Annotated in this window: 15 protein-coding genes and 4 pseudogenes; 7 read left to right on the forward strand and 12 right to left on the reverse strand. The window is 55.5% G+C overall.

Features of this window, described 5'->3' with window-relative positions; all coding sequences use genetic code 11:
* Positions 1-72, reverse strand: a pseudogene (locus EPL01_RS20905) (IS6 family transposase); the annotation flags it as partial.
* A gap of 105 nt (positions 73-177) precedes the next feature.
* Here EPL01_RS20905 and EPL01_RS20910 point away from each other — a divergent pair.
* The 3 genes and pseudogenes from EPL01_RS20910 (at position 178) to EPL01_RS20920 (ending at position 3382) form a co-directional block, all read left to right on the forward strand.
* A pseudogene (locus EPL01_RS20910) lies at positions 178-1566 on the forward strand (hemolysin family protein).
* A 232-nt stretch (positions 1567-1798) separates the two neighbouring features.
* The gene (locus EPL01_RS20915; protein WP_135827226.1) at positions 1799-2668 is read left to right on the forward strand and encodes a universal stress protein; all 870 of its coding nucleotides are present in this window, start codon (positions 1799-1801) and stop codon (positions 2666-2668) included.
* 390 nt (positions 2669-3058) lie between these two features.
* Positions 3059-3382, forward strand: coding sequence for a hypothetical protein (locus EPL01_RS20920; protein ID WP_135827227.1), 324 nt, complete (start codon positions 3059-3061; stop codon positions 3380-3382).
* Between the two features lie 399 nt (positions 3383-3781).
* Here the strand turns inward: EPL01_RS20920 and EPL01_RS20925 are convergent, their stop codons facing one another.
* The gene (locus tag EPL01_RS20925; RefSeq protein ID WP_135827228.1) at positions 3782-4471 is read right to left on the reverse strand and encodes a potassium channel family protein; all 690 of its coding nucleotides are present in this window, start codon (positions 4469-4471) and stop codon (positions 3782-3784) included.
* Positions 4472-4958: 487 nt separating this feature from the next.
* Complete coding sequence (locus EPL01_RS20930; RefSeq protein WP_135827229.1) at positions 4959-5702, reverse strand: winged helix-turn-helix transcriptional regulator; 744 nt, start codon at positions 5700-5702, stop codon at positions 4959-4961.
* Positions 5703-5921: 219 nt separating this feature from the next.
* Here EPL01_RS20930 and EPL01_RS20935 point away from each other — a divergent pair, with 219 nt between their 5' ends.
* Together EPL01_RS20935 and EPL01_RS20940 are read left to right on the forward strand one after the other, a co-directional pair.
* Positions 5922-6368 (forward strand): universal stress protein, encoded by a 447-nt coding sequence (locus tag EPL01_RS20935; RefSeq protein WP_135827230.1) that lies wholly within the window; start codon positions 5922-5924, stop codon positions 6366-6368.
* On the forward strand, positions 6365-8653 hold the full coding sequence (locus tag EPL01_RS20940; protein ID WP_135827231.1) for an amino acid permease: 2289 nt from the start codon (positions 6365-6367) through the stop codon (positions 8651-8653). Before EPL01_RS20935 ends, EPL01_RS20940 begins: the two co-directional genes overlap by 4 nt.
* A 6-nt stretch (positions 8654-8659) precedes the next feature.
* Here the strand turns inward: EPL01_RS20940 and EPL01_RS20945 are convergent, their stop codons facing one another.
* The 7 genes and pseudogenes from EPL01_RS20945 to EPL01_RS20975 form a co-directional block, all read right to left on the reverse strand.
* Entirely contained in the window at positions 8660-9118 is a 459-nt protein-coding gene (locus tag EPL01_RS20945; RefSeq protein WP_135827232.1) for a universal stress protein, read from the reverse strand.
* A 268-nt stretch (positions 9119-9386) separates the two neighbouring features.
* Positions 9387-10082, reverse strand: a complete 696-nt coding sequence (locus EPL01_RS20950) for a potassium channel family protein (RefSeq protein WP_135827233.1) — start codon at positions 10080-10082, stop codon at positions 9387-9389.
* A 54-nt stretch (positions 10083-10136) separates the two neighbouring features.
* Positions 10137-10337 carry a hypothetical protein gene (locus tag EPL01_RS22115; RefSeq protein WP_135827234.1) on the reverse strand — a complete coding sequence of 67 codons (201 nt, stop codon included), beginning with the start codon at positions 10335-10337 and terminating at the stop codon, positions 10137-10139.
* 2 nt (positions 10338-10339) lie between these two features.
* The gene (locus EPL01_RS20960; protein ID WP_135827235.1) at positions 10340-11929 is read right to left on the reverse strand and encodes a TrkH family potassium uptake protein; all 1590 of its coding nucleotides are present in this window, start codon (positions 11927-11929) and stop codon (positions 10340-10342) included.
* A 113-nt stretch (positions 11930-12042) separates the two neighbouring features.
* Positions 12043-13272: pseudogene (locus tag EPL01_RS20965) on the reverse strand (RNA-guided endonuclease InsQ/TnpB family protein).
* Positions 13273-13421, reverse strand: a pseudogene (locus tag EPL01_RS20970) (DUF2080 family transposase-associated protein).
* A gap of 747 nt (positions 13422-14168) precedes the next feature.
* Positions 14169-14681, reverse strand: coding sequence for a hypothetical protein (locus EPL01_RS20975; protein ID WP_135827236.1), 513 nt, complete (start codon positions 14679-14681; stop codon positions 14169-14171).
* Between the two features lie 419 nt (positions 14682-15100).
* Here EPL01_RS20975 and EPL01_RS20980 point away from each other — a divergent pair, with 419 nt between their 5' ends.
* On the forward strand, positions 15101-15316 hold the full coding sequence (locus tag EPL01_RS20980) for a hypothetical protein (protein WP_135827237.1): 216 nt from the start codon (positions 15101-15103) through the stop codon (positions 15314-15316).
* Between the two features lie 426 nt (positions 15317-15742).
* Here the strand turns inward: EPL01_RS20980 and EPL01_RS20985 are convergent, their stop codons facing one another.
* Positions 15743-17035: an MFS transporter gene (locus tag EPL01_RS20985; RefSeq protein ID WP_135827238.1), complete on the reverse strand. Its 1293-nt coding sequence runs from the start codon at positions 17033-17035 to the stop codon at positions 15743-15745.
* A gap of 3 nt (positions 17036-17038) precedes the next feature.
* Positions 17039-18151, reverse strand: a complete 1113-nt coding sequence (locus EPL01_RS20990; RefSeq protein ID WP_135827239.1) for an MBL fold metallo-hydrolase — start codon at positions 18149-18151, stop codon at positions 17039-17041.
* Positions 18152-18240: 89 nt separating this feature from the next.
* On the opposite strand from EPL01_RS20990, the gene EPL01_RS20995 reads away from it, so the two are divergent.
* On the forward strand, positions 18241-18975 hold the full coding sequence (locus EPL01_RS20995) for a helix-turn-helix domain-containing protein (RefSeq protein ID WP_135827240.1): 735 nt from the start codon (positions 18241-18243) through the stop codon (positions 18973-18975).
* Positions 18976-19176 lie beyond the last annotated feature (201 nt).

Here is a 19176-nt window from a genome sequence, read left to right on the forward strand (position 1 = left end):
TGTCCGTTCACGCTCCACAAACTCCAAGTCAATCCAGTCACTACAACCGCTGAGGCGGGTGATTTTGGCCATGAATCAGCACAAAATCACTCCCGCCTCATCCTTCACTCTTAACTAAACACGACCGACGCCAGTTGCACAAGGGTTAATATTCTACTTGGGTAATTATCGAGATTGATGGTGTTATCTGTACTCGCAGCGGTATCTGAGGCCGGTATCACACTGTATACTGTGCCGGTCATCGGGATCGAACTGGGGCGGACGGAAATTACCGTGGTCGGTATCTGCATGATTCTACTGCTGCTCGTGGGATCAGGGTTCTTTTCATCGTCGGAGATTGCGTTGTTCTCCTTGCCGGACCACCAGATCGACGCGATGGTCGACCAGGGGCTACGTGGAGCGCGGGCAGTCAAGTCCCTCAAAGAGGATCCCCACCGCTTGCTCGTGACAATTCTCGTGGGGAACAACATGGTCAACATCACGATGTCCTCGATTTCGACGACCCTCGTCGGCTTCTACTTCGACCCTGGCACGGCCGTGCTCGTCTCGTCACTCGGTATTACGTCGATGGTCCTGATATTCGGGGAGAGCGCACCAAAGTCCTACGCTGTCGAGCACACTGAATTGCACGCACGGCGCGTCGCCCGAGGGCTGAATATCGTCGAGAAAGTGCTGTGGCCGCTCATCACCCTGTTCTATTACTTGACAACACTCGTAAACAAGGTCACCGGCGGCGACGCGTCCATCGAGTCGACGTACGTCACTCGCGACGAAATCCGGAACATGATCAAGACAGGCGAACGCGAAGGCGTCCTCGAAGAGGAGGAACGCCAGATACTCCAGCGCACCCTGCGGTTCACCGACGCCACCGCCAAGGAGGTGATGACCCCTCGTCTCGACATGGCGGCCATCTCCAAAGACGCGACCGTCGAGGAGGCGATCCAGGAATGTATGCGGGCAGGGCACGCCCGCCTGCCAGTTTATGCGGGGTCGCTGGACAACGTGATCGGTATCTTCGACATCCGTGACCTAGATGATTCCAACTACGGCACCTTCGCCGACCTCGAGGTGGAGGACGTGGTCAACCCGACGCTCCACGTCCCAGAGTCCAAGAACGTCAACGAACTCCTCTCGGAGATGCGCGAGAACCGGATGTAGATGGTCATCGTCATCGACGAGTTTGGCGCCACTGAGGGCCTCATCACGATGGAAGACCTGCTCGAGGAGATCGTCGGCGAGATACTGGTGGGTGACGAGGAACACCCGGTCGAGTTCATCGGCGACACGGAGGTGGTGGTCCGCGGCGATGTCAACATCGACGAGGTCAACGAGGCTCTCGACATCGACCTCCCCGAGGGCGAGGAGTTCGAGACCATCGCGGGGTTCCTGTTCAACCGCGCGGGTCGCCTCGTCGAGCAAGGCGAGGAGTTCGACTACGAGAACGTGACGCTGCGAGCCGAGCAGGTGGAAAACACCCGCATTCAGAAGGTCCGGGTGACCGTCGACCGCGACACCATCGATTCGGTTGAAGAAGAGTCACCGGTCGGCGAAGGCGAAATCGATTGATCGGCAGTGTCTCAACAGTCGAGACTTCGATCAGGTAACTCGGTTTCTCTGAAAATCCCGGACTGACAATTTTCTCGATGACGCTGTGCTGAAGTGGAGACTGGCCCTCTTGCTACATGGAGATGCATGACCGGCGGTTGGTAGTGCCATCTCCTGCGGTTGGGAGCCACTACCTTGAGAGAGTGGTGAAAACCATTAGGGGGCCGGCAAACGTAGCCTGTCTTAACGAGTCATGTACGAGAACATCCTCCTCCCGTATGACGGTAGCGAGGGCGCAACCGAGGTGCTCCATCACGCCAGCGAGATCGCCCATTGGGCCGACGCGACCATTCAGGTGCTCTACGTTGCCGACACGACGCGCGACAGTGTCACCGTCGTCGAGGGCCAAACTGTCGATGCGCTCGCACAAGAGGGTGAAGACATCATTGAGGAGGCCGCAAAAACGCTGGACACGCTCGGGGTTTCGTACGAGACCGACGTCGTCCAGGGCAATCCGGCCCCGACGATTGTCAACTACGCCGAGCGGTACGACCAGGATCTGGTCGTGATGCCGACCCACGGCCGCGAGGGAATCTCGCGGTACCTCATCGGAAGTGTCTCCGAGAAGGTTGTCCGGCTCTCGTCGGTTCCCGTTCTCACAGTCCGCATGCAGCCCGATGAGGAGCTCGCGTTCCCTTACGAGAACATCCTCATCCCGACGGATGGGAGCACTGCTGCGAGGTACGCTGCCGATCATCTCATCGAGTTTGCGGCGTCGCTCGATGCAACCGTGCACGTCCTGTCTGTCGTGGAGGACACTGCACTTGGACTGGACGTCCGGTCGACAAGTGCCGCCAAAGAAAGCGAAGAGGCCGCGACCGACGCCGTCGAGACTGTCGTCTCCGAAGCCAAGTCACGGGGGGTTACGAATACTGTTCGCCATATCGAACACGGAACGCCTGTCGAAGAGATTCTCGACTACATCGAATCGAACGACGTACAGGTCGTCGGTATGGGCACGACGGGGGGACGTGGCACCAATCGTATCCTGCTCGGCAGTGTCGCTGAAAAGACCGTGCGCTCGGCACCAGTTCCTGTTATCACTGTCGCGGAACCAGAGTAAACGGTAGGAATGGTTTCCGACACCTCTGTTGATAGCATCCCTGCCGAGGTATCATGTACTATCTCGATTACGAGCGTGCTACGAGGATTGTCGTGTCGACTGACCTCGTCACCTGATTCGTTGTACTCCTCAGCAGACGCTCGTAATTCCTCAAGCGACCACCCACACCCATACTTCTGAGTCCGGTGCTGACTATGCGCCCTCTATTCAGCACACTCTTTCTGACACCTGTAGATCAAATCGTTGGTGGCAGTAATAGAGACACACTCTATATTGAGCGACGGTTACATGGACGGTTCTGAATACAGAAACCGTACTACCAGCTACTGGTAACGCTCCGTCTCGCGGAGTGCGTTTTTCGAGCCTTGAATGGTTGGAGGCTCGAAGAATATGAGTAAGCGACCAGAAATCGAGATTCAGCACCAGACCGCGTTTGGAGACGATGGCCGACTCGAAGTCGTCGAAGAGAGCGTCGAGACATCCCTCGAAGATTTCGGCGCTGCGGTCGACCACCGTGAGCGTGATTCCAAGCTGGACCGGCCGGAAGCAGACCAGTTCGGCGTTGACGACCGCCCCGAAGTAGCGCGCTCGGTCGGGAGTGACCAGTCAACCCTGTTTGCCGATACTGCCGACGATCAGCAGACTCTTACAGGTGAAGAGGCGGCCACTCGGTGTCTCTTCGAGGAAAACCTCAATCAAGGGATACATGAATGAGGAATGAAATTAAAAACAGGGCCAATCCCAAATATCCGAGAGCTTTTGCGGCATCGGTCAGGCCCGGGGAATCTTGTGCGAGAGAAAAGGCGACTATCCCACTCAGTAGAAAGGCCAGTCCTGCCAACATAATGTACCGAACCCAACGAGAAGTCGACTCAGTTTGCTGTGTAGGTTCGTTAACCATCATTGAGACATTAGAAATCATCTTCAAAAAGAGGTGAGGCCGTCTTTTTAAGTTTCTTCTACCCCATAAAAGGGTAGGATTCCCAATGGAAAGTGCAAGGGTCCGGGTTTCCTCGGTGGCAAAGTTTATTTAATACTTCAAGAATCTTCGTTGAGTTGTACGAATCGGGCGATTGAGCGAGAGGCAATGGTTGTTCGTTGGAGGGAGACTCCTTACTTGACCGCAGAAACCGATGCCTCTTCGCCGACGAACACGTTGATGATTTCTGATGCAAAACCACGCTTCGAGAACACCGTGACCAAATCTCCGCTTTGGATTTTCGTATCCCCTTGGGGGAGGAGGACCGAACGATCTCGTTCGATAGCGACGGCGCGGACGTCGTCCGGGAGGATACCAGTATCGTCAGCGGCCGCGAGACTTTGACCAGCAATCTGGCTATCCTCACTCACCGTAATCTCGAATATCTCGGCATCGCCAGACAGGTGCATGAAGTCCTTGATCGATGGTCGTTGGACCGCCCGATAGAGATACTCTGCGATGAGATGTTCTGGGTTTTCGAGAACATTGACGCCTAGTTGGCGGTAGAGGCTCATGTGTTCGGGATTCTGCACCACCGACACTTGTGAGGGTATCGCGAGTTCCTGGGCAAGCAACATCACCATAATGTTCGTCGCGTCTGACTCAGTCGTGCTAATGATGGCATCTGCTTGGTCGCCACCTGCGTCCTCAAGCGCATCCATCGTCGTTGCATCCCTATTGATTACGAGGCAATCGTAGTTTTGAGCAACGTCGGTAGCCACCGTTTCGTCCTTCTCGATAACGACGACATTGTGACTTTCACGGGTGGCAAGATCGAGCAGTTGGGATCCGATATCTCCTGCGCCAACAACAATAATGTACATACAGGATTTGGGAATCCAGAAGATTATAAAAAGTACGGATTCTGATTCCCTAAACCTAAAATAGAATGAATACGTAGTACGATCTATGACACCACATGAAGACACCAAGGTCGACTCATCCCGTTCTGTCCCGTCAGAACTACCCGATGACCTTGTAGAACATCTCTCTCGACTGGACGAATCGGAATTACGAGCCGTGATTTCGTATTCGAAATCGCTCTTACCACGTCTCCCGACTGTAGATGACCTACTCGAAGAACGGCCGGCCGAGGAAATCCTTGAAGTGGAAGAGAAAGAAGGGTACACGAGAATTGTCAAGAAACAACCCTGTGCTCATGGTTGTGATGACTGTCCACACGGCCCGTATCTGTATCATGTCCGGGTCGAACCACATCCCGAAGATGGAGAGTCGGCATCTTTGCATTGGGAATTTCTCGGTCAAATACAGTAGAACAAGGCAAACTGCTCTGACCAAATTCACCCCGTTTTACGGTTCGTCAAATGCGGCAATTGTCGCATCGTCGATGCCGGACCGTGAGAAGAGCGTCACGACGTCATCGGGACGCATGTCGGTGTTCCCTTTCGGTGTCAGTATCTCCTCGTCGCGTTCAATCGAAATGATGAGGATGTTGGCGTCGATAATGCCGCGCTGGTTCGCCTCCTGTAGCGTGTGACCGGCAATCGGGGCTGATGGAGCGACGGTGAGTTCCACGACCTCCGCCCCGCCCGAGAGACTCATGAAGTCGGTTATCGAGTGGCCCTCTGACCCCTCTTCGGGTCCGAACGCGTCGTACGGGCCTCGGAACTCCTGTTGGATGAGGTTTTCCTCTTCGATGGTGACGCCGAGGTTTGCAAGATCACGAGCGACCCGCGAGAGGTCGGCCATATCTTCGCCGACCGCACTAACGTGTAGATTCCCACGGCCGGTCATGAGTTCACGGACGCCAATGACGCCCGGGATGTCCGCGACCTGCTTGGCGATGCGTTCTCGGTCAGGAACGTCGGTCGTACAAATGAAGAGATTCGTGAGCCGCCGTTCAGCACGCTCGTAGTCGATGCGTGCATGATACCCCTCGATGACACCGTCTTCTTGGAGTTGTTGGATACGATTTCGAATAGTTCCTGCCGAGACGTTGACCTCCTCGGCGATGTCCGGAGCAGAAATCCCGCGTGCATCTCGAGCAAGGTGATAGAGGATGCGCTTGTCGATATCGTCCAAGCGAACGCTCATATATCGGACGTAGAGAGGTGGAGATAAACAGTTTCCGACATCGAGTATTCTTACTCCGACTCCATTCACAGCCTGTTTATCCAAATCGGTGAGAATTCGTCCGGCTTCTCGGACCAAATTTCGGAATCGCCAAGCCAACGTGGTATCCGATGCGGGTACAAAACCATCTTTATATAGGATTGGCACCAACCCGTGGCTCACAAAACCAGAGGGACCCGAATGACAGATACTCTACTTCAGCGAATCGTCCTCCCTGTAGCGTCCATCGAAGACGCCAAAGCGACCACAGAGAGAGTGCTTCCCCGACTTCGAGATAATGGTAGCGACGTACTAGCAGTCCACGTCATCGAGAAGGCTGGCGGAGCGCCCGATAAGGCCTCCGTCGAACAGCGCGAGAACCGGGCGCGGGACATCTTCTCGGTCGTCGAGGAGACTCTCAGTGGAGTCGAAATCGACGTTGAAACACGGATCCCATACGGAACCGACATCGCTCAAACAGTTCTCGATACCGCCAGCGAGTTTGACGCGTCGTCCATCGTCTTCACACCACGTAGCGGTAGCCGGTGGGTCAAACTCCTGACGGGCGACACGGCGTTAGGCCTCCTCAACCAGTCCGACCGGCCGGTCATCGTCCTGCCAGATGACGACAAGGGGGGTAGCGGATGACCGACCAAGAACTCGCCCGCGACCTCGGCTTCCTCGAAGCCTACACCATCGGACTGGGGACGATGATTGGTGCGGGTATCTTCGTCCTGCCGAGCATCGCCGCCGAAGCAGCTGGTCCGGCGAGCATGATCTCGTTCGCCATCGGCGGTCTAGTCTCTCTCCTCGCAGCTCTCTCGCTCTCAGAACTCGCCACAGGAATGCCTAAAGCCGGCGGAAGCTACTACTACGTGAATCGATCACTTGGAAATTTCTTCGGGAGCATTGTCGGTTGGGGGATGTGGGCGGGACTGATGTTCGCCTCCGCGTTCTACATGCTCGGATTCGGCCAGTATTTGACATACTTCATCCCGATGGGGCCTACCGGTGTCGCCATCGCAGCGCTCATCATGGCCGTCGTTCTGACGGGAGTCAACTACTACGGCGTCAAGGAAACCGGAGCGCTTCAGAATGTCATCGTCCTCGCATTAGTAGGACTTATTATCGTCTTCATCGTGTTCGGAGTGCTGAACGTAGACATGGAGACGCTCGCTCCGTTCAACCCCAACGGGTGGCCCGCAGTCGCGGCCACCGCCGGAACGGTCTACGTCTCGTTCATCGGATTCGAGGTTATCGCCACGAGCGCCGAAGAAATCAAGAACCCGAGCCGTAATCTCCCCCTCTCGATGATTGCGGCGGTCGTCACGCCGACGCTGATGTACGTCCTCGTAATGTTCGTTAGCACAGGAACGCTCAGCATCGACGCACTTGCTACCTCGAATATTCCAGTCGCCGATGTAGCAGAAACCGTAATGCGCTCGTTCGGAACGCTAGAAATCGGACCTATTTCCCTGTCGATGGCCGACGCCGGAGCGTTCGCTATGGTAATCGGTGCAATGCTGGCGACGGTTTCGAGCGCCAACGCCTCCATTCTCTCCGCAGCGCGTGTCAACTTCGCCATGGGCCGGGACAAAATCCTGACCAACTGGCTCAATCAGGTTCACGACCAGTTCCGCACGCCCTACCGCGCCATCGTCGCAACTGGAGCAGTCATTCTCATCCTTATCGCCAGCGGCGTTCCCATCGGGACGCTCGCCGAAGTCGCCTCCTTCTCGTATCTCATTACGTACTCGCTCGTTCACGTCGCAGTTGTGGTGATGCGGCGAGCTGACCCCGAGGACTACAACCCAGCATTCCAGATTCCGAACGTTCTCTATCCAATTGTTCCGATTGTTGGCTTCCTCGCCAGTATTGCAATCCTCCTTCAGATGAGCTTGCTCGTGCAGGCCATCGGCGTCGCAATCGTGATTGTTGGTATCGTTTGGTATTTTGTCTACGCTCGCGACCGAGCAATCACCGAGGGCTTGGTCGGTGAAGCAATTGCGCCACAACCGACGACCGCCACAGATGGTAAAGGGAATTATCGGGTTGTCGTTCCGGTCGCAAACCCCAATACGGAACGCGATCTCCTCCGGTTGGCAGCTGCCAGTGCACATGCTCACGAGGACGAGTTAGCCGAAATCATCGCCGTCAACGTCATCCAAGTCCCACAACAAACGTCCCTCTCTCAAGATGTCGAATTCGAGGAAGAGCGCGTCGAGCGTCAGCAAGAACTCCTCGAGGCGGCTCAAGAGATTGCCGAGGATCTCGACATCGGTATTCGAACCCGGGCAATCGTCGGCCGCGACGTAGGTGATGTCGTTCTCGACGTCATTGAGGATGAGCAAGCAGAGCACGTATTGATGGGCTGGAAGGGCTCGCGGAGTACTCGGGAACATATCCTCGGGTCGAATATCGACCAAGTCGTTCAGCATGCACCCTGTGAGGTGACGCTGGTGAAACTGGCGACGACGAAGCGTGTCGATACGGTCGAGAACATCGTTGCACTCGCGGGAGAGGGTCCCCATGCGCCTGTCGCGGCACGACGAGGAGCAGAGTTGGTGAACACGACGCAGGGTGAGGGATTGCTCACGCTCCTCAATGCACAGCAGCCCGATGAGGACGACGACCCACAGCAACAGGGAGAGGTAGTGATTGCTGACGTTGCCGAACGAGCAGGTATCGAATACATGGATTATCACCGTGAAGTCGTAGTCGGGGAGGATATTGAGAACGCGTTGCTCGATGCTGTCGCCAAGTACGACACCGTTTGTGTCGGTGCTACGCGCTCGCGCTCGGTTTCACAGGCGTTGTTCGGTTCGATTCCCGAAACGATTGGTGAAGAGGTGGATGCGACGGTCGCGATGGTTCGAGGGCCGAAGGAAACGACTCGTAGTGTCCGAGAGGGCCTGATAGATCGCTTGAAATAACCGACGTTATTCCACGTCTATGGCGGAATCTTTCTCGGGATTTGGAAGAACGATTGTAGGCACCTGACTCTCTGTGATGAGTTGTAGCGCAGTATCCCCGGTCAAGAACCGTTTCCAACGGCTTGTATTCCGGGTAACGAAGACCACTGCCGTCGCATCTACCGTCTCACACGTTTCAAGGATAGTTTCGGCTACGTCGGACCCGTAGCACAGGTGGGTTTCGAAAGCCGAGAAGTCCCTGTTTACGAATGTCTCGATAGTTGTATCGAAAATGCGGTCTGCGTATTGTTCACGCTGTTCGACAGAGGCTTTGTCGGGTGCACCGCGAGTTTTCTCGATAACGTGAACAATGTGTGCGGTACTGTTCTCCCGGTCGAGATGAGGAAGCACAGCCGTACAAGTTCGCCTTGCGTCCAACACCGATGCCACTGGAATGACGATTCGGGTAAACATGGCGTCGCCCATCGTCACATCTCCTCTACCGGTTGCTCGATGCCGGGGCTGATTTGCAGGGGGCGCAATGGCTGTGATTGTAAGATTTGGTAGAGTCTCTTCCAAGCCATGCTGTTTTCTATATTTTACTGCTTATAGAATTTTTGGTGCTAGAAATGCGTTTCCGTTTGCCCATATTTAAACCGATTTTGACTTACCCGATATCGGTTCCGCCCTTGGAATTCTTCTATTCTCTTTAAGCGATATCCACAATATTGTTCCGGCGAGATGCAATTGTGGATTACTGACGAGTCGCCTCGTGGTCCTCGTAGTGACCGAAGGTATCTGTGATGTCGGGGGTGGCACCCGATGCCGAGTAAACGGTGAGGATATCGCCCGCGTTGATTCGCGTTCCACCCTTCGGGGTAATTGGTGGTTCGTCCCCCGGTTGTTCAATGGCGACGATAAGCGTATCGTCACCGAGAAGACCTTCATTGTCTGCCTCTTGGAGGGTCTTGCCCGCAATTGGCGCGTCCTCAGCAACGCCGATTTCGAAGACTTCTGCGTTGCCGCTGAGTTGCATGAAATCAATTATTGCCGGGCGCTTGACCGCTCGGTAAAGGTAGTCCGCGATGAGTCGCTGGGGATTCTCAATCGTGTGGACGCCTATTTGACGAAAGAGGTTCATGTGGTCTGGGTTGTGAACGACGGAGACGATGTTTGGAATTCCTATTTCTTTGGCAAGCAGGCAGACCATTGTGTTGGTTGCGTCCTGATCAGTCGTACTGATAATCGCATCTGCGTCCTCCGCACCCGCGTCGGAGAGCGTGTCCTTGACAGTGGCGTCGTCATGGATGACGAGACAGTCGTACTCGCTCGCTGCGTGATTCGCCCGTTCTTCGTCATATTCGATTACAGCAACCTCGTTGCCATCTCGTGTCGCTGATTCAATGAGCGGGGTCCCAATCTGACCAGCGCCGACGATAATGAGATACATTAACGGATTCATTTACCGCCATCCTCTTGAGGGATGTGGCTTGCTGTTGGCACGTCACCGAATACCCTTATAAAGGACGTATCCGATGAACGAAAGGAGATATGCTCCAGTGACGCTTATCGTGAAGGCATTCCGTCCAAGAACCACGAATGAGAGAATGACGATCGGGCCGAGAAGGAGGAAACTGTCGAGTACGCGGTCCTGTGCGCCGAGTCGAAACACGGTTCCAACGACGGGAAGGTCTTTTGGGTTCATCGTTATTGGTAGAGGTTGAAGGTATCGAAGAGACCCCGCAACAGTACTAGTACGGGGATGATTTCGAGGCGACCGATCCACATATTGAACAGGAACATCACCTTCGCTGGTGTCGGCATATCAGGACCGGTGATACCTGACGAGAGACCGACGTTCCCCTGTGCACTAGCAACCTCGAAAATAGCGTTCTCCAAGGTGAACGACTGGTCGATGGTCAGCAGTAGGACCGTCAGGCCGACAGCAAGGAACAGTATCCAGAGGAATGCGATAATCGAAGCCTCCTCAAACTCGCGGCTAAGTTCGATTTCCGAGAGCTTTCGGCCGTTGAGGTTGAGGTAGCGGACGGCTGTTTCGGGGTAGAAGACCCCCTGAATTCGGAAGGCGGTCCCTCGAACTAGCGTGATGACGCGGATAAGCTTGATTCCGCCGACGGTTGAGCCTGCAGCTGCACCGGTGAACATTGCTAGCGACATCGTGAGCTGTGCAGGTGCCGACCAGTCGCCGATACCGGTCGTCCCGAAACCGGTACAGGACGCCGCCGAGACGAACTGAAATAATCCGAATCGGACTGTCTGAAATAGCGTCGCTGCAAAACCAGTCAATACGATTCCGTCAGTTAGGGCTATTCGAGATGTCTCATACGTACCGTCCAGTAGGAGAAATCCAACTAACGCTATGGATCCAAGCGTGAAGTATCCCCATATCCATCGTGTCTGTGCGTCAGTATATAGATTTCTCAGTTCACCTTGGAGTATCAAGTAGTGAACGGGGAATGCGATGCTCCCGAGAATCATGACGGGAACCATTGCAAAATCAATGGCAGGGCTGTTGTACGCACCGATACTCCCGTCTGTCACACTAAATCCACCAGTAGCGAGCCCCGTCATCCCATGGTTGATTGCGTCCCACGGTGGCATGCCCGCCAGCCACAAGAGGCTGATCGAAAAGAACGTGAACAAAATGAAAATCCACCAAATGGTCCGGACGGTCGAGACGATGCTCGGGTGAATCTTCTCGGATCGGGCTTCGCTCTCGTAGAGGGTGAGCGACCCACTACCGGGGCGAGCGAGGATGGCGGTTGTGAGCACGATGACGCCCACACCCCCAACCCATTCAATGAATGTCCGCCACCATTGGAGGGTGCGGGGGAGCACTGCCTCGTCGTCGGTCATCGTCAATCCGGTACCAGTGATTCCGGACATTGACTCGAAAAAGCTGTTAAGCGGGTCTCTAAACGCAGCAAGAGTGGCGGTCTCAGCACTTGCTGGAACCGCTAATAGCCCGGAATAGGGATCCACCGCAACCGTCCATGCAATTAAATAAAACGGCAGACTGCCGAAGAGTCCGACGAGCAACCAACCAGAGGCAGCAATCATCATCCCATGAAGCTTACCAATATCCTCGGGTTCGGAGCACCAGGTCGTGAGGCCGTAGCCGAAACCGAGCGGAATTAATCCTGCGAGGATGAGAGCAGGAATCGCATAATACTCTCCCCACACGAGTGGGACGATAATCGAGAGGAAGAACATCCCAGAGAGGGCCTTTAGAATCCGCCCTAAGTCGCGGGCTAGTGGTTTCCAACTTCGTCCCATCGGTAAACGAATACTGGGGTCGGCGTTATATAATCCGTGATTCCTAGCTCTTAGTGACACAGTGTACCATCGGTTATAGATAATCACTCTCCAGTAGTGACTTCCTCCCCACCCTACTCGCTCACCGCTGACGCGGTTCGCTCGGTGAGGGTGGGGCTTCCTGTTTCCACGACACGCTTTGCAGACACCGAATCGGTGTCCGTAGGGAGCGCAGTCTCCACAGGCGTTGATTCGGGACAGCCCGTCCCTACTTGTTCGAGACCGCGAGAACGAATGTTCCACGACGCATTCGCGTCTCTGTCCGTCTTAAACCCACACGACGGACAAGAATGCTCGCGTACCCACAACGGCTTGTCCGTCTCGACGCCACATGACGCGCATTCTTTGGTCGTGCCTCGGGGGTCCACGGCGACGAAGTGCGTACCCTCACGCTCGCACTTGTATTCGAGCATCCGCAGGAACGTCCCCCACGAGGCTCCGGCACGGTTCCGAGAGTTACCGGGCAGTTCGACCAGCCCCTTCGCGTCTAAGTCCTCGACCGCGACAAGGTCGTACTCGCGGGCGTAGTACGTTGAGAGCTTGTGCAAAAAATCTCGCCGCTTACGCTTCAGGTCGGCGTGGCGTCGAGCGACCGTCCTGCGCTGTTGCTCCCAGTTGTTCGAGCCGTGTTCCTTGCGCGAGAGGTTGCGTTGAGCGCGTTCTAACCGTTCGCGTTCCTCGGAAAGGTCAGGCGGCTCGACGGCGGTTCCATCGCTGTCGTGGACGTATTTCAGGATACCCACGTCGATACCAACTGCGTCAGTCACTTCGCCGGGCTTCTCGGGCGGGTCGTCGGGAGTTTCGATGCCGAGAATGGCGTACCACTTGCCGGTGGGTTCGCGTTTGACCGTGACGGTCTTGATGTCGGCGTTGGCAGGCAGGTCGCGGTGGAACGTGATGGGGATGTCACCAACCTTCGAGAGCCAGAGTCGAGTCCGACCACTCGTGTGTTTGAGTTCGAAGCCGGACTGACTGTAGGTGAACGATTGGTACTCTCAGGGTGATTTCCATTTCAACTCCCCGACGCTGTAGCCGTTCTGTTTCCGGCCTTTGAGCGTCGAGAGGTTGTCGTACAACCGCTGGACGACTTTCTGCAACACCTTCGAGTGAACGTTTTGCAGGTCGCTCCACCACTTCTTGAGGTCCGGCAGGCGCTTCTGTTCGGAGTACGACGAGGTGTCGTCGTGTCGGTTGAGGCGGTGGAGGAAGTGGTTGTAGACCTGTCTACAGGTATCGACAGTCCACGCTAATCGTTCGCGGAGGTCCTCGGACGGATTCAGTCGATACCTGTAGTTGTAGTTCATCTATTCGTCGTCTTCGTTGGGGTCGGATGTACGGACGACTTTCACGTCCGCGCCACGCCAGCGTTTCGAGACGTAGACGTGAGCGCCGTTGCCGGTGGCTTTCACGTCGCGTCCACGACCTCGTGGCCGTTGATTGTGAACAGACCCATGTATGATGTGGATATATTGTCTAGATTGGTAAATATGGCGGTTGGCCTGTGGGACGGTCGTTGCGAAGTGTGTGAGATGATGACGGCGCTGTATCCCCACCCTACTGCGTCCTCAGAACGCGAAGCGTTCTGATGTGCGAACGAGAGTTTCGCTCTCGTCAACGCTACTCGGCCTTCGGCCTGCGTTGTCGTCCGAAAATCTTCGATTTTCGTGATCACGAGAGAGCAAAGCTCTCTCGAACGACTCCTTAAGGACGGGGCATTAGCGCCTGATTTTTAGGTAAGGTCCGGTCGGAACGGAGCGGATTCCGAACGACCGTCGGAGGCGGCCTGCCCGCCCACGTAACGAGGTCGTTCGAGACGGCTTCGCCGTCTCGTGATGACGAAAATCGTGATTTTCGAACCACAGTATCGAAACACCGACGCGGTGAACGTGAATCCTCGAAGGGTTCGTCTCCGTGCCCGTCGGTTGAGCAAGCCGACGATATCTCCGAGTCTGAAGACGTGTCAGCGCCCCCCCTGCTGGCAAAAACAACAGATGGGAGTCAATGACACTGAGGATAGGAGTAACGGCCACTTGGCATGGCCAGACAGCCACCGACCACGATGGCAGGATTAGATGCCGACTCCCGTGAAGTGGCGGCGTCCCGGTTGCAGACCTGAAATTCTTACCGTTCGAGATTCCTCCGCGTGAACGCAGAGGAGGAGGTCAACTCCCTTCCCGTTAGAGTTTAACCGGCTTTTGTGTCATGGCATTATAATGCTCACAACAGCAGTCAGTAGTCCGAATGCCGCCAGTCGAGGAGCGAGAATGAACCACGGTCGATGCGTTTCCAGACTTAGCCATATGCCAAAGGCGAAGAGAAATGAGCTGCCAAGAAGAACAGCACCGAGCGTCGCATGGAACGGACTAAGTAGTACATTCTGAAAGACGACGGGAAATAAGGTGATTGCCATGCCAGATAATGGACTTAGACCTGCAATCATCTGTGATTGTTTTGTCGTATCAGCTGTCCCTATACTTTCCTGTAAGAGATAATCTGAGCTTTCTTCAACTGATAGCTGCTTGAGTGCTTCCTGAGTTCTCTGGATTTCCTGATAGCTCACATACCCTGCTAAAACAAGTCCTGCCGTCACACCCAAGCCTATTTTAATCGTTGCGGCACCTACTGAATTACTCGACAGATAACTACCTACTGCTAGACCGATACCAACCATCGTTCCATTGAGAACACCAGTAATGAGATAGCGATAAGACATAGTAGTCTGAATGTTTTAGGTAATCAAACCTTTTGAAGGGTAGTTTTTAATTTGATTACCTTCAACCTTATTGAGCCAGTTCTACCCTAACGGTTGTTCTCTACATACATATGGATATTGGATATGATAGCCACGAATCGAAATCATTATTCTCAACACATGAGTAAGAACCAAAATATAAATTAATTTGTTTATATATTGAACCAGCCACTACAGCTTCTAACCAGACGGTAAATCCCATTATTGTCACCCCCCACGGAAGAAGGCGGAACACACGAGTACCCAGACGCCACGCTCAGCCAGTTGTCGAACGCCGAGAACACCAATGTCCAAGAGGTATCGGCCCCAAATGTGGCCGAAGGTCTCGTCTCTACGACCGCAGAAAACTATGGGATTCTACTGAACGAGACCACTCGGACTTGAAGCTTCAGACGGTGTTATTCGGGAGTACTCCCGACCGTGTCATCGAACTTGGTGAAGAAGCAGAAGTTCCAGTTCTGATCTACGCCAGTACCTCCGGCGTGGCAGACGAAATCGAAGACCTGCTGTTCCCAATCTACCGGTACTGCAAGAAACTCACGGCAGGTCACAGAAAGTGGCCGAGCAATCTCTACGGGAGTCGTTCAGAGGGGTGACATCCGTACTGTCAGTGCCCCACGACTGAAGAGGTGGGCTTCCTCCTTGCAATTCTGTGAATCCAGTAATTACGGAAGTACAAGAAGAGGATAGTACTTCAGTAATTAAATTTCATAGTAGGCAATATCTTTTGCACCGCAACTAGGGCACTTATCAGTATCCTTGGAGAGAGTCTGCCCGCAGTTTCGACATTCCCACAAAGTCGAGGTATTACTCACGACCACCCTACAGATCGAACTTAAGAGTCCCATCCTAACATAGGCGATGTTCGCTCTGTTGTTAACACTATCCCTTGATTCCTACCCCGATATAGACAGTCACGACAAGGACGTGTTTTTCTGCTTCCAAAAGTACTCCATCAAATATATTATAATTAAAATAAAATAAGTTTAGGAAAGTTCCTACAGAAGGAGCGCTCTGGGAGACTAGTCCTGCGGAGTTGTCCGAGACGGTTGTTCCGTCGCAGGGGCAGGTGGCTCATGTGTCCCGAACTCAGGATGGGTCTCCTCCATCCAGAAATACACGATTATCCCGGAGACGAACATCAAGCCAGCAGTCAAGTAGAACGCCGCCTCGGCGTTCACGAACTCCATCGAGAGCCCGATCAGGATCGCGCCGACGCCGTACCCGGAGTCACGCCACATCCGGTAGACGCCCATCCCGGTCGCACGCCACGTCGGATGGGCCGCATCGCCCGGAACCGTCATCAGGTTCGGATAGAGCAACGCCATCCCGAGGCCGGACACACCCGAGAGAATGGCCCACGGGAGATACCCCTCGACGAACACCATCCCGAGGACGCCCGCGCCGGCGAGGAACATCCCTGCAACGACGGGCGGACGGCGGCCGATCCGGTCCGCGAGTCCACCAGTTGCAATCTGGAGGAAGTACATCGCGCTATGGACGCCGACGATGAACCCGGCCGCTGCGATTCCGAGTCCCTGACTCGTGAGATATAGCGGGACGGCGAGCCAGAATAGCGTGTCGACGAACTTCTCGATGTGGCCTGCCTGCGCCGCGGCGAACAGCGTCTTGTCGCCGTAGGTCGCCCGCTTCAGCACCTCAACGAACGGGAGGTTCGCGTCGTGATGGTCGTCGTCATCAATCTCGACTTCTGCGTACTGGACGGTCTCCTTAATCAGGAAAATCGAGATGAGGAACGCCAGCACAACCACGACCGCGAGGAAGTAGAACGGCTCGGGTCGGAGACTCCACCGACTAGCGATGATACCCGTAATCCAGGCACCGGCAGCGACGCCGGTGTAGCCGAACGCCTCGTCGATGCCGACGGCTAAACCCCGCTGCTCGGGGCCTGCGAGGTCGATTTTGGCGTTGATCGCCATACTCCAAGTCAACGCCTGGTTGATACCTAGCAGGATGTTCCCGACCGTAATCCAGCCCCAACTCGGCGCGAAGATGAGGATGACAGGGAGCGGCAGCGCGGTCGCCCAGCCAGCAATCAGGACGGGCTTGCGTCCGTACTCTCCACCCCACTTGCCGGCGTAGAGGTTGAGGAGCCCTTTGACGAAGCCGAACGAGACGACGAACGACCCGATGACGAACAGCGACTCGACGCCGAGCACGTCACGGCCGAGAACGGGCACAACGGCACGCTCGGACCCGATGGTCAGCCCCGTAGCGAACACCAACAAGATGTGCAGTGAGAACTGCCCGAGGTGCTCGCGGATGCCTTGTTTGAGTTCAGTGTCTGTACTCATCGATTACTCTGCTGCGCAGTTGTTAGGACCCAGTTCTAGGTCGGCCAACTCATCGGCGGGGACCGATTCCTGTCCCACGTTCGTCCGCTTGACGCGCTCGAAGTTCGGCGGATGGTCCGGGATATCTGACGCGAGTTCCTGGATGAATTCCTCCCGGTCGCGGCCGAGATCTTCGTTCCGCTCTCGGACTTCGCTCAGCGTTGCGGCCACTGGCGGTTCCGGCGAACCGGGGTCGTGCGCTGGTAGGACGAGAGCGTCGTCTGGCCGGTCTTGGAGTCGCTGGAGACTCTCGTAGAGTGTCGCGGCGTTCTGCTCAACGTCCGAGTCCTCGATACCGGCTTCGACGCCGAGTTCCACACGGCCTACGCTCTCGTGGAAGAGCGTGTCGCCCGTAATCAATGCCGCGCCGTCGATATCGAACGAGACACTTCCTTCGCTGTGGCCCGGCGTGTGGATGACCTCAATATCGAGGCGGCCGACTGCTACAGTCTGTCCCTCCTCGACAGGAGTCGCATCGATTGCGAGTGCGTCCTTCGGGTGGAGGTAGTAGGGAACGTCATAGCGTTCGGCAAGTTCCGTAGCGCCGGAGACGTGGTCGGCGTGGGCGTGCGTGTCGAAGACGCCGACGAGGTCGGCGTCGTACTCGTCGAGGATTGCTTCGTACTCGTCGAGATAGTGCGACGGGTCGAAGATAGCGGCCTCCCCCGCAGAGATGAGGACGTGCGAGAGACAGCCTTTGCCCGGACGCGCAACCTGGATAAGCGTCCCGTCGAGGTCCGCCTGAACTGGCGCGTGGCGGTGGACGCGGCTCCAGCCGTTCATCCCGTCTGCGAGCGTCTTCGCGTCGTAGTCCATATCTTGGAGGACATCAGTTGCCGTCGCCGCAGCGACGCCTGCTCCACAGACGGTGACAAGTTCCTTCTCTTCGGGGAGGTCGGCGAGGGCGTCTTTTGCCGCGTCGGGGTCGTCGGTCAGTTCGTCGTAGACATCGACGTTGACGCTCTCCGGGACGTGCCAGTCGTCGTACTCTTCCTCGTGGCGAATATCAACGACGAGAAGGTCGTCTTCGCCAGCCTGTAATCGGTCACTAAGCGTTTTCGGACTAATCTCCGACATCAGTACGTACTGATAGGGGAAGTATTAGAATATAGGTACTGCCGGACATGACCGGCACCGTTAACTCGCCCAAGTTCCAATATCTGCGTATGAGTCTATACGAGGCCTCGTTCCGGGTCAGACACGAGTGTCCGTATCGAGAAATCTCAGAGCGCTACCCGGACCTGACCATCCGCGAGTGGTACCTGAGCGACTGCCAGGTGATCGAAATCACCTCGCCAGAATCGCCAGCCGACGAACTCCTCGACGAGATTGACCACCTCGGGACAATTCTCCACAAGTCGGTTGACGACTCCGGACTCCACGTCGTCACACAGTCGTGTCTCTGTTCGCTGGAGGACTCCATCATCGAACGGTTCGAGGAATACAACTGCCTGTACCAGCCGCCGACAATTCATCGTCAGGGCTGGGAACACTACACGGTCATCGCGTTCGACGAAAGCGATGTCCGGGCTCTCCTCCGCGATTTGGAGGCCGACCGTGACATCGAGGTCCTCTCGAAGACGGCGATCACGGAACAGCAGATTCCACACAGTATGTTGGCTCCGGTCGATCAGTTGTTTGAGGACGTGACCGAGCGACAGCTGGCGGCGCTTCGCTTAGCACTTGAAAGTGGGTACTACGAGCAACCCCGCAAGACCTCGTTGCGGGAGCTTGCCGACCAGACTGCGGTGGCTCGTTCCACGTACGAAGAACACCTCCGGAAGGCAGAGAATAAACTTCTCACAAACGCGGGACAGTTCTTGCGGTTAGTTACTGCGACATCAACGGCAGACCCGTTAGGTGTAGACCAGACACAGCAGGCCGAGCAAGCGGCTGACTGATCAACCACCAACACACTAGATTTAGTCCAATCAGCCACTATTGAAGAAGCAGCCATTTGGTGTCTCTTTGAGGATCGCTCTTGTGTAGAACTACGGAAAGCCCCTGTAGTTACACTGAGCCAGCCATAATCTGGGAGTATGTCGTCTGCTCAGCCAGCGTTCGGCGCGATGTTTCGAGAGCTGATCGAGCTGGGCGTCGTC

It is taken from the genome of Halorussus ruber, from assembly GCF_004765785.1.
Lineage (GTDB): Archaea > Halobacteriota > Halobacteria > Halobacteriales > Haladaptataceae > Halorussus > Halorussus ruber.

Coding starts and splice junctions, on each gene's coding strand:
- EPL01_RS20930 (WP_135827229.1), bottom strand. CDS start 5,702: ATGAGCGTTCGCTTGGACGATATCGACAAGCGCATCCTCTATCACCTT.
- EPL01_RS20925 (WP_135827228.1), bottom strand. CDS start 4,471: ATGTACATTATTGTTGTTGGCGCAGGAGATATCGGATCCCAACTGCTC.
- EPL01_RS20915 (WP_135827226.1), top strand. CDS start 1,799: ATGTACGAGAACATCCTCCTCCCGTATGACGGTAGCGAGGGCGCAACC.
- EPL01_RS20975 (WP_135827236.1), bottom strand. CDS start 14,681: ATGTCTTATCGCTATCTCATTACTGGTGTTCTCAATGGAACGATGGTT.
- EPL01_RS22115 (WP_135827234.1), bottom strand. CDS start 10,337: ATGAACCCAAAAGACCTTCCCGTCGTTGGAACCGTGTTTCGACTCGGC.
- EPL01_RS20935 (WP_135827230.1), top strand. CDS start 5,922: ATGACAGATACTCTACTTCAGCGAATCGTCCTCCCTGTAGCGTCCATC.
- EPL01_RS20960 (WP_135827235.1), bottom strand. CDS start 11,929: ATGGGACGAAGTTGGAAACCACTAGCCCGCGACTTAGGGCGGATTCTA.
- EPL01_RS20950 (WP_135827233.1), bottom strand. CDS start 10,082: ATGTATCTCATTATCGTCGGCGCTGGTCAGATTGGGACCCCGCTCATT.
- EPL01_RS20985 (WP_135827238.1), bottom strand. CDS start 17,035: ATGAGTACAGACACTGAACTCAAACAAGGCATCCGCGAGCACCTCGGG.
- EPL01_RS20995 (WP_135827240.1), top strand. CDS start 18,241: ATGAGTCTATACGAGGCCTCGTTCCGGGTCAGACACGAGTGTCCGTAT.
- EPL01_RS20940 (WP_135827231.1), top strand. CDS start 6,365: ATGACCGACCAAGAACTCGCCCGCGACCTCGGCTTCCTCGAAGCCTAC.
- EPL01_RS20990 (WP_135827239.1), bottom strand. CDS start 18,151: ATGTCGGAGATTAGTCCGAAAACGCTTAGTGACCGATTACAGGCTGGC.
- EPL01_RS20920 (WP_135827227.1), top strand. CDS start 3,059: ATGAGTAAGCGACCAGAAATCGAGATTCAGCACCAGACCGCGTTTGGA.
- EPL01_RS20945 (WP_135827232.1), bottom strand. CDS start 9,118: ATGGGCGACGCCATGTTTACCCGAATCGTCATTCCAGTGGCATCGGTG.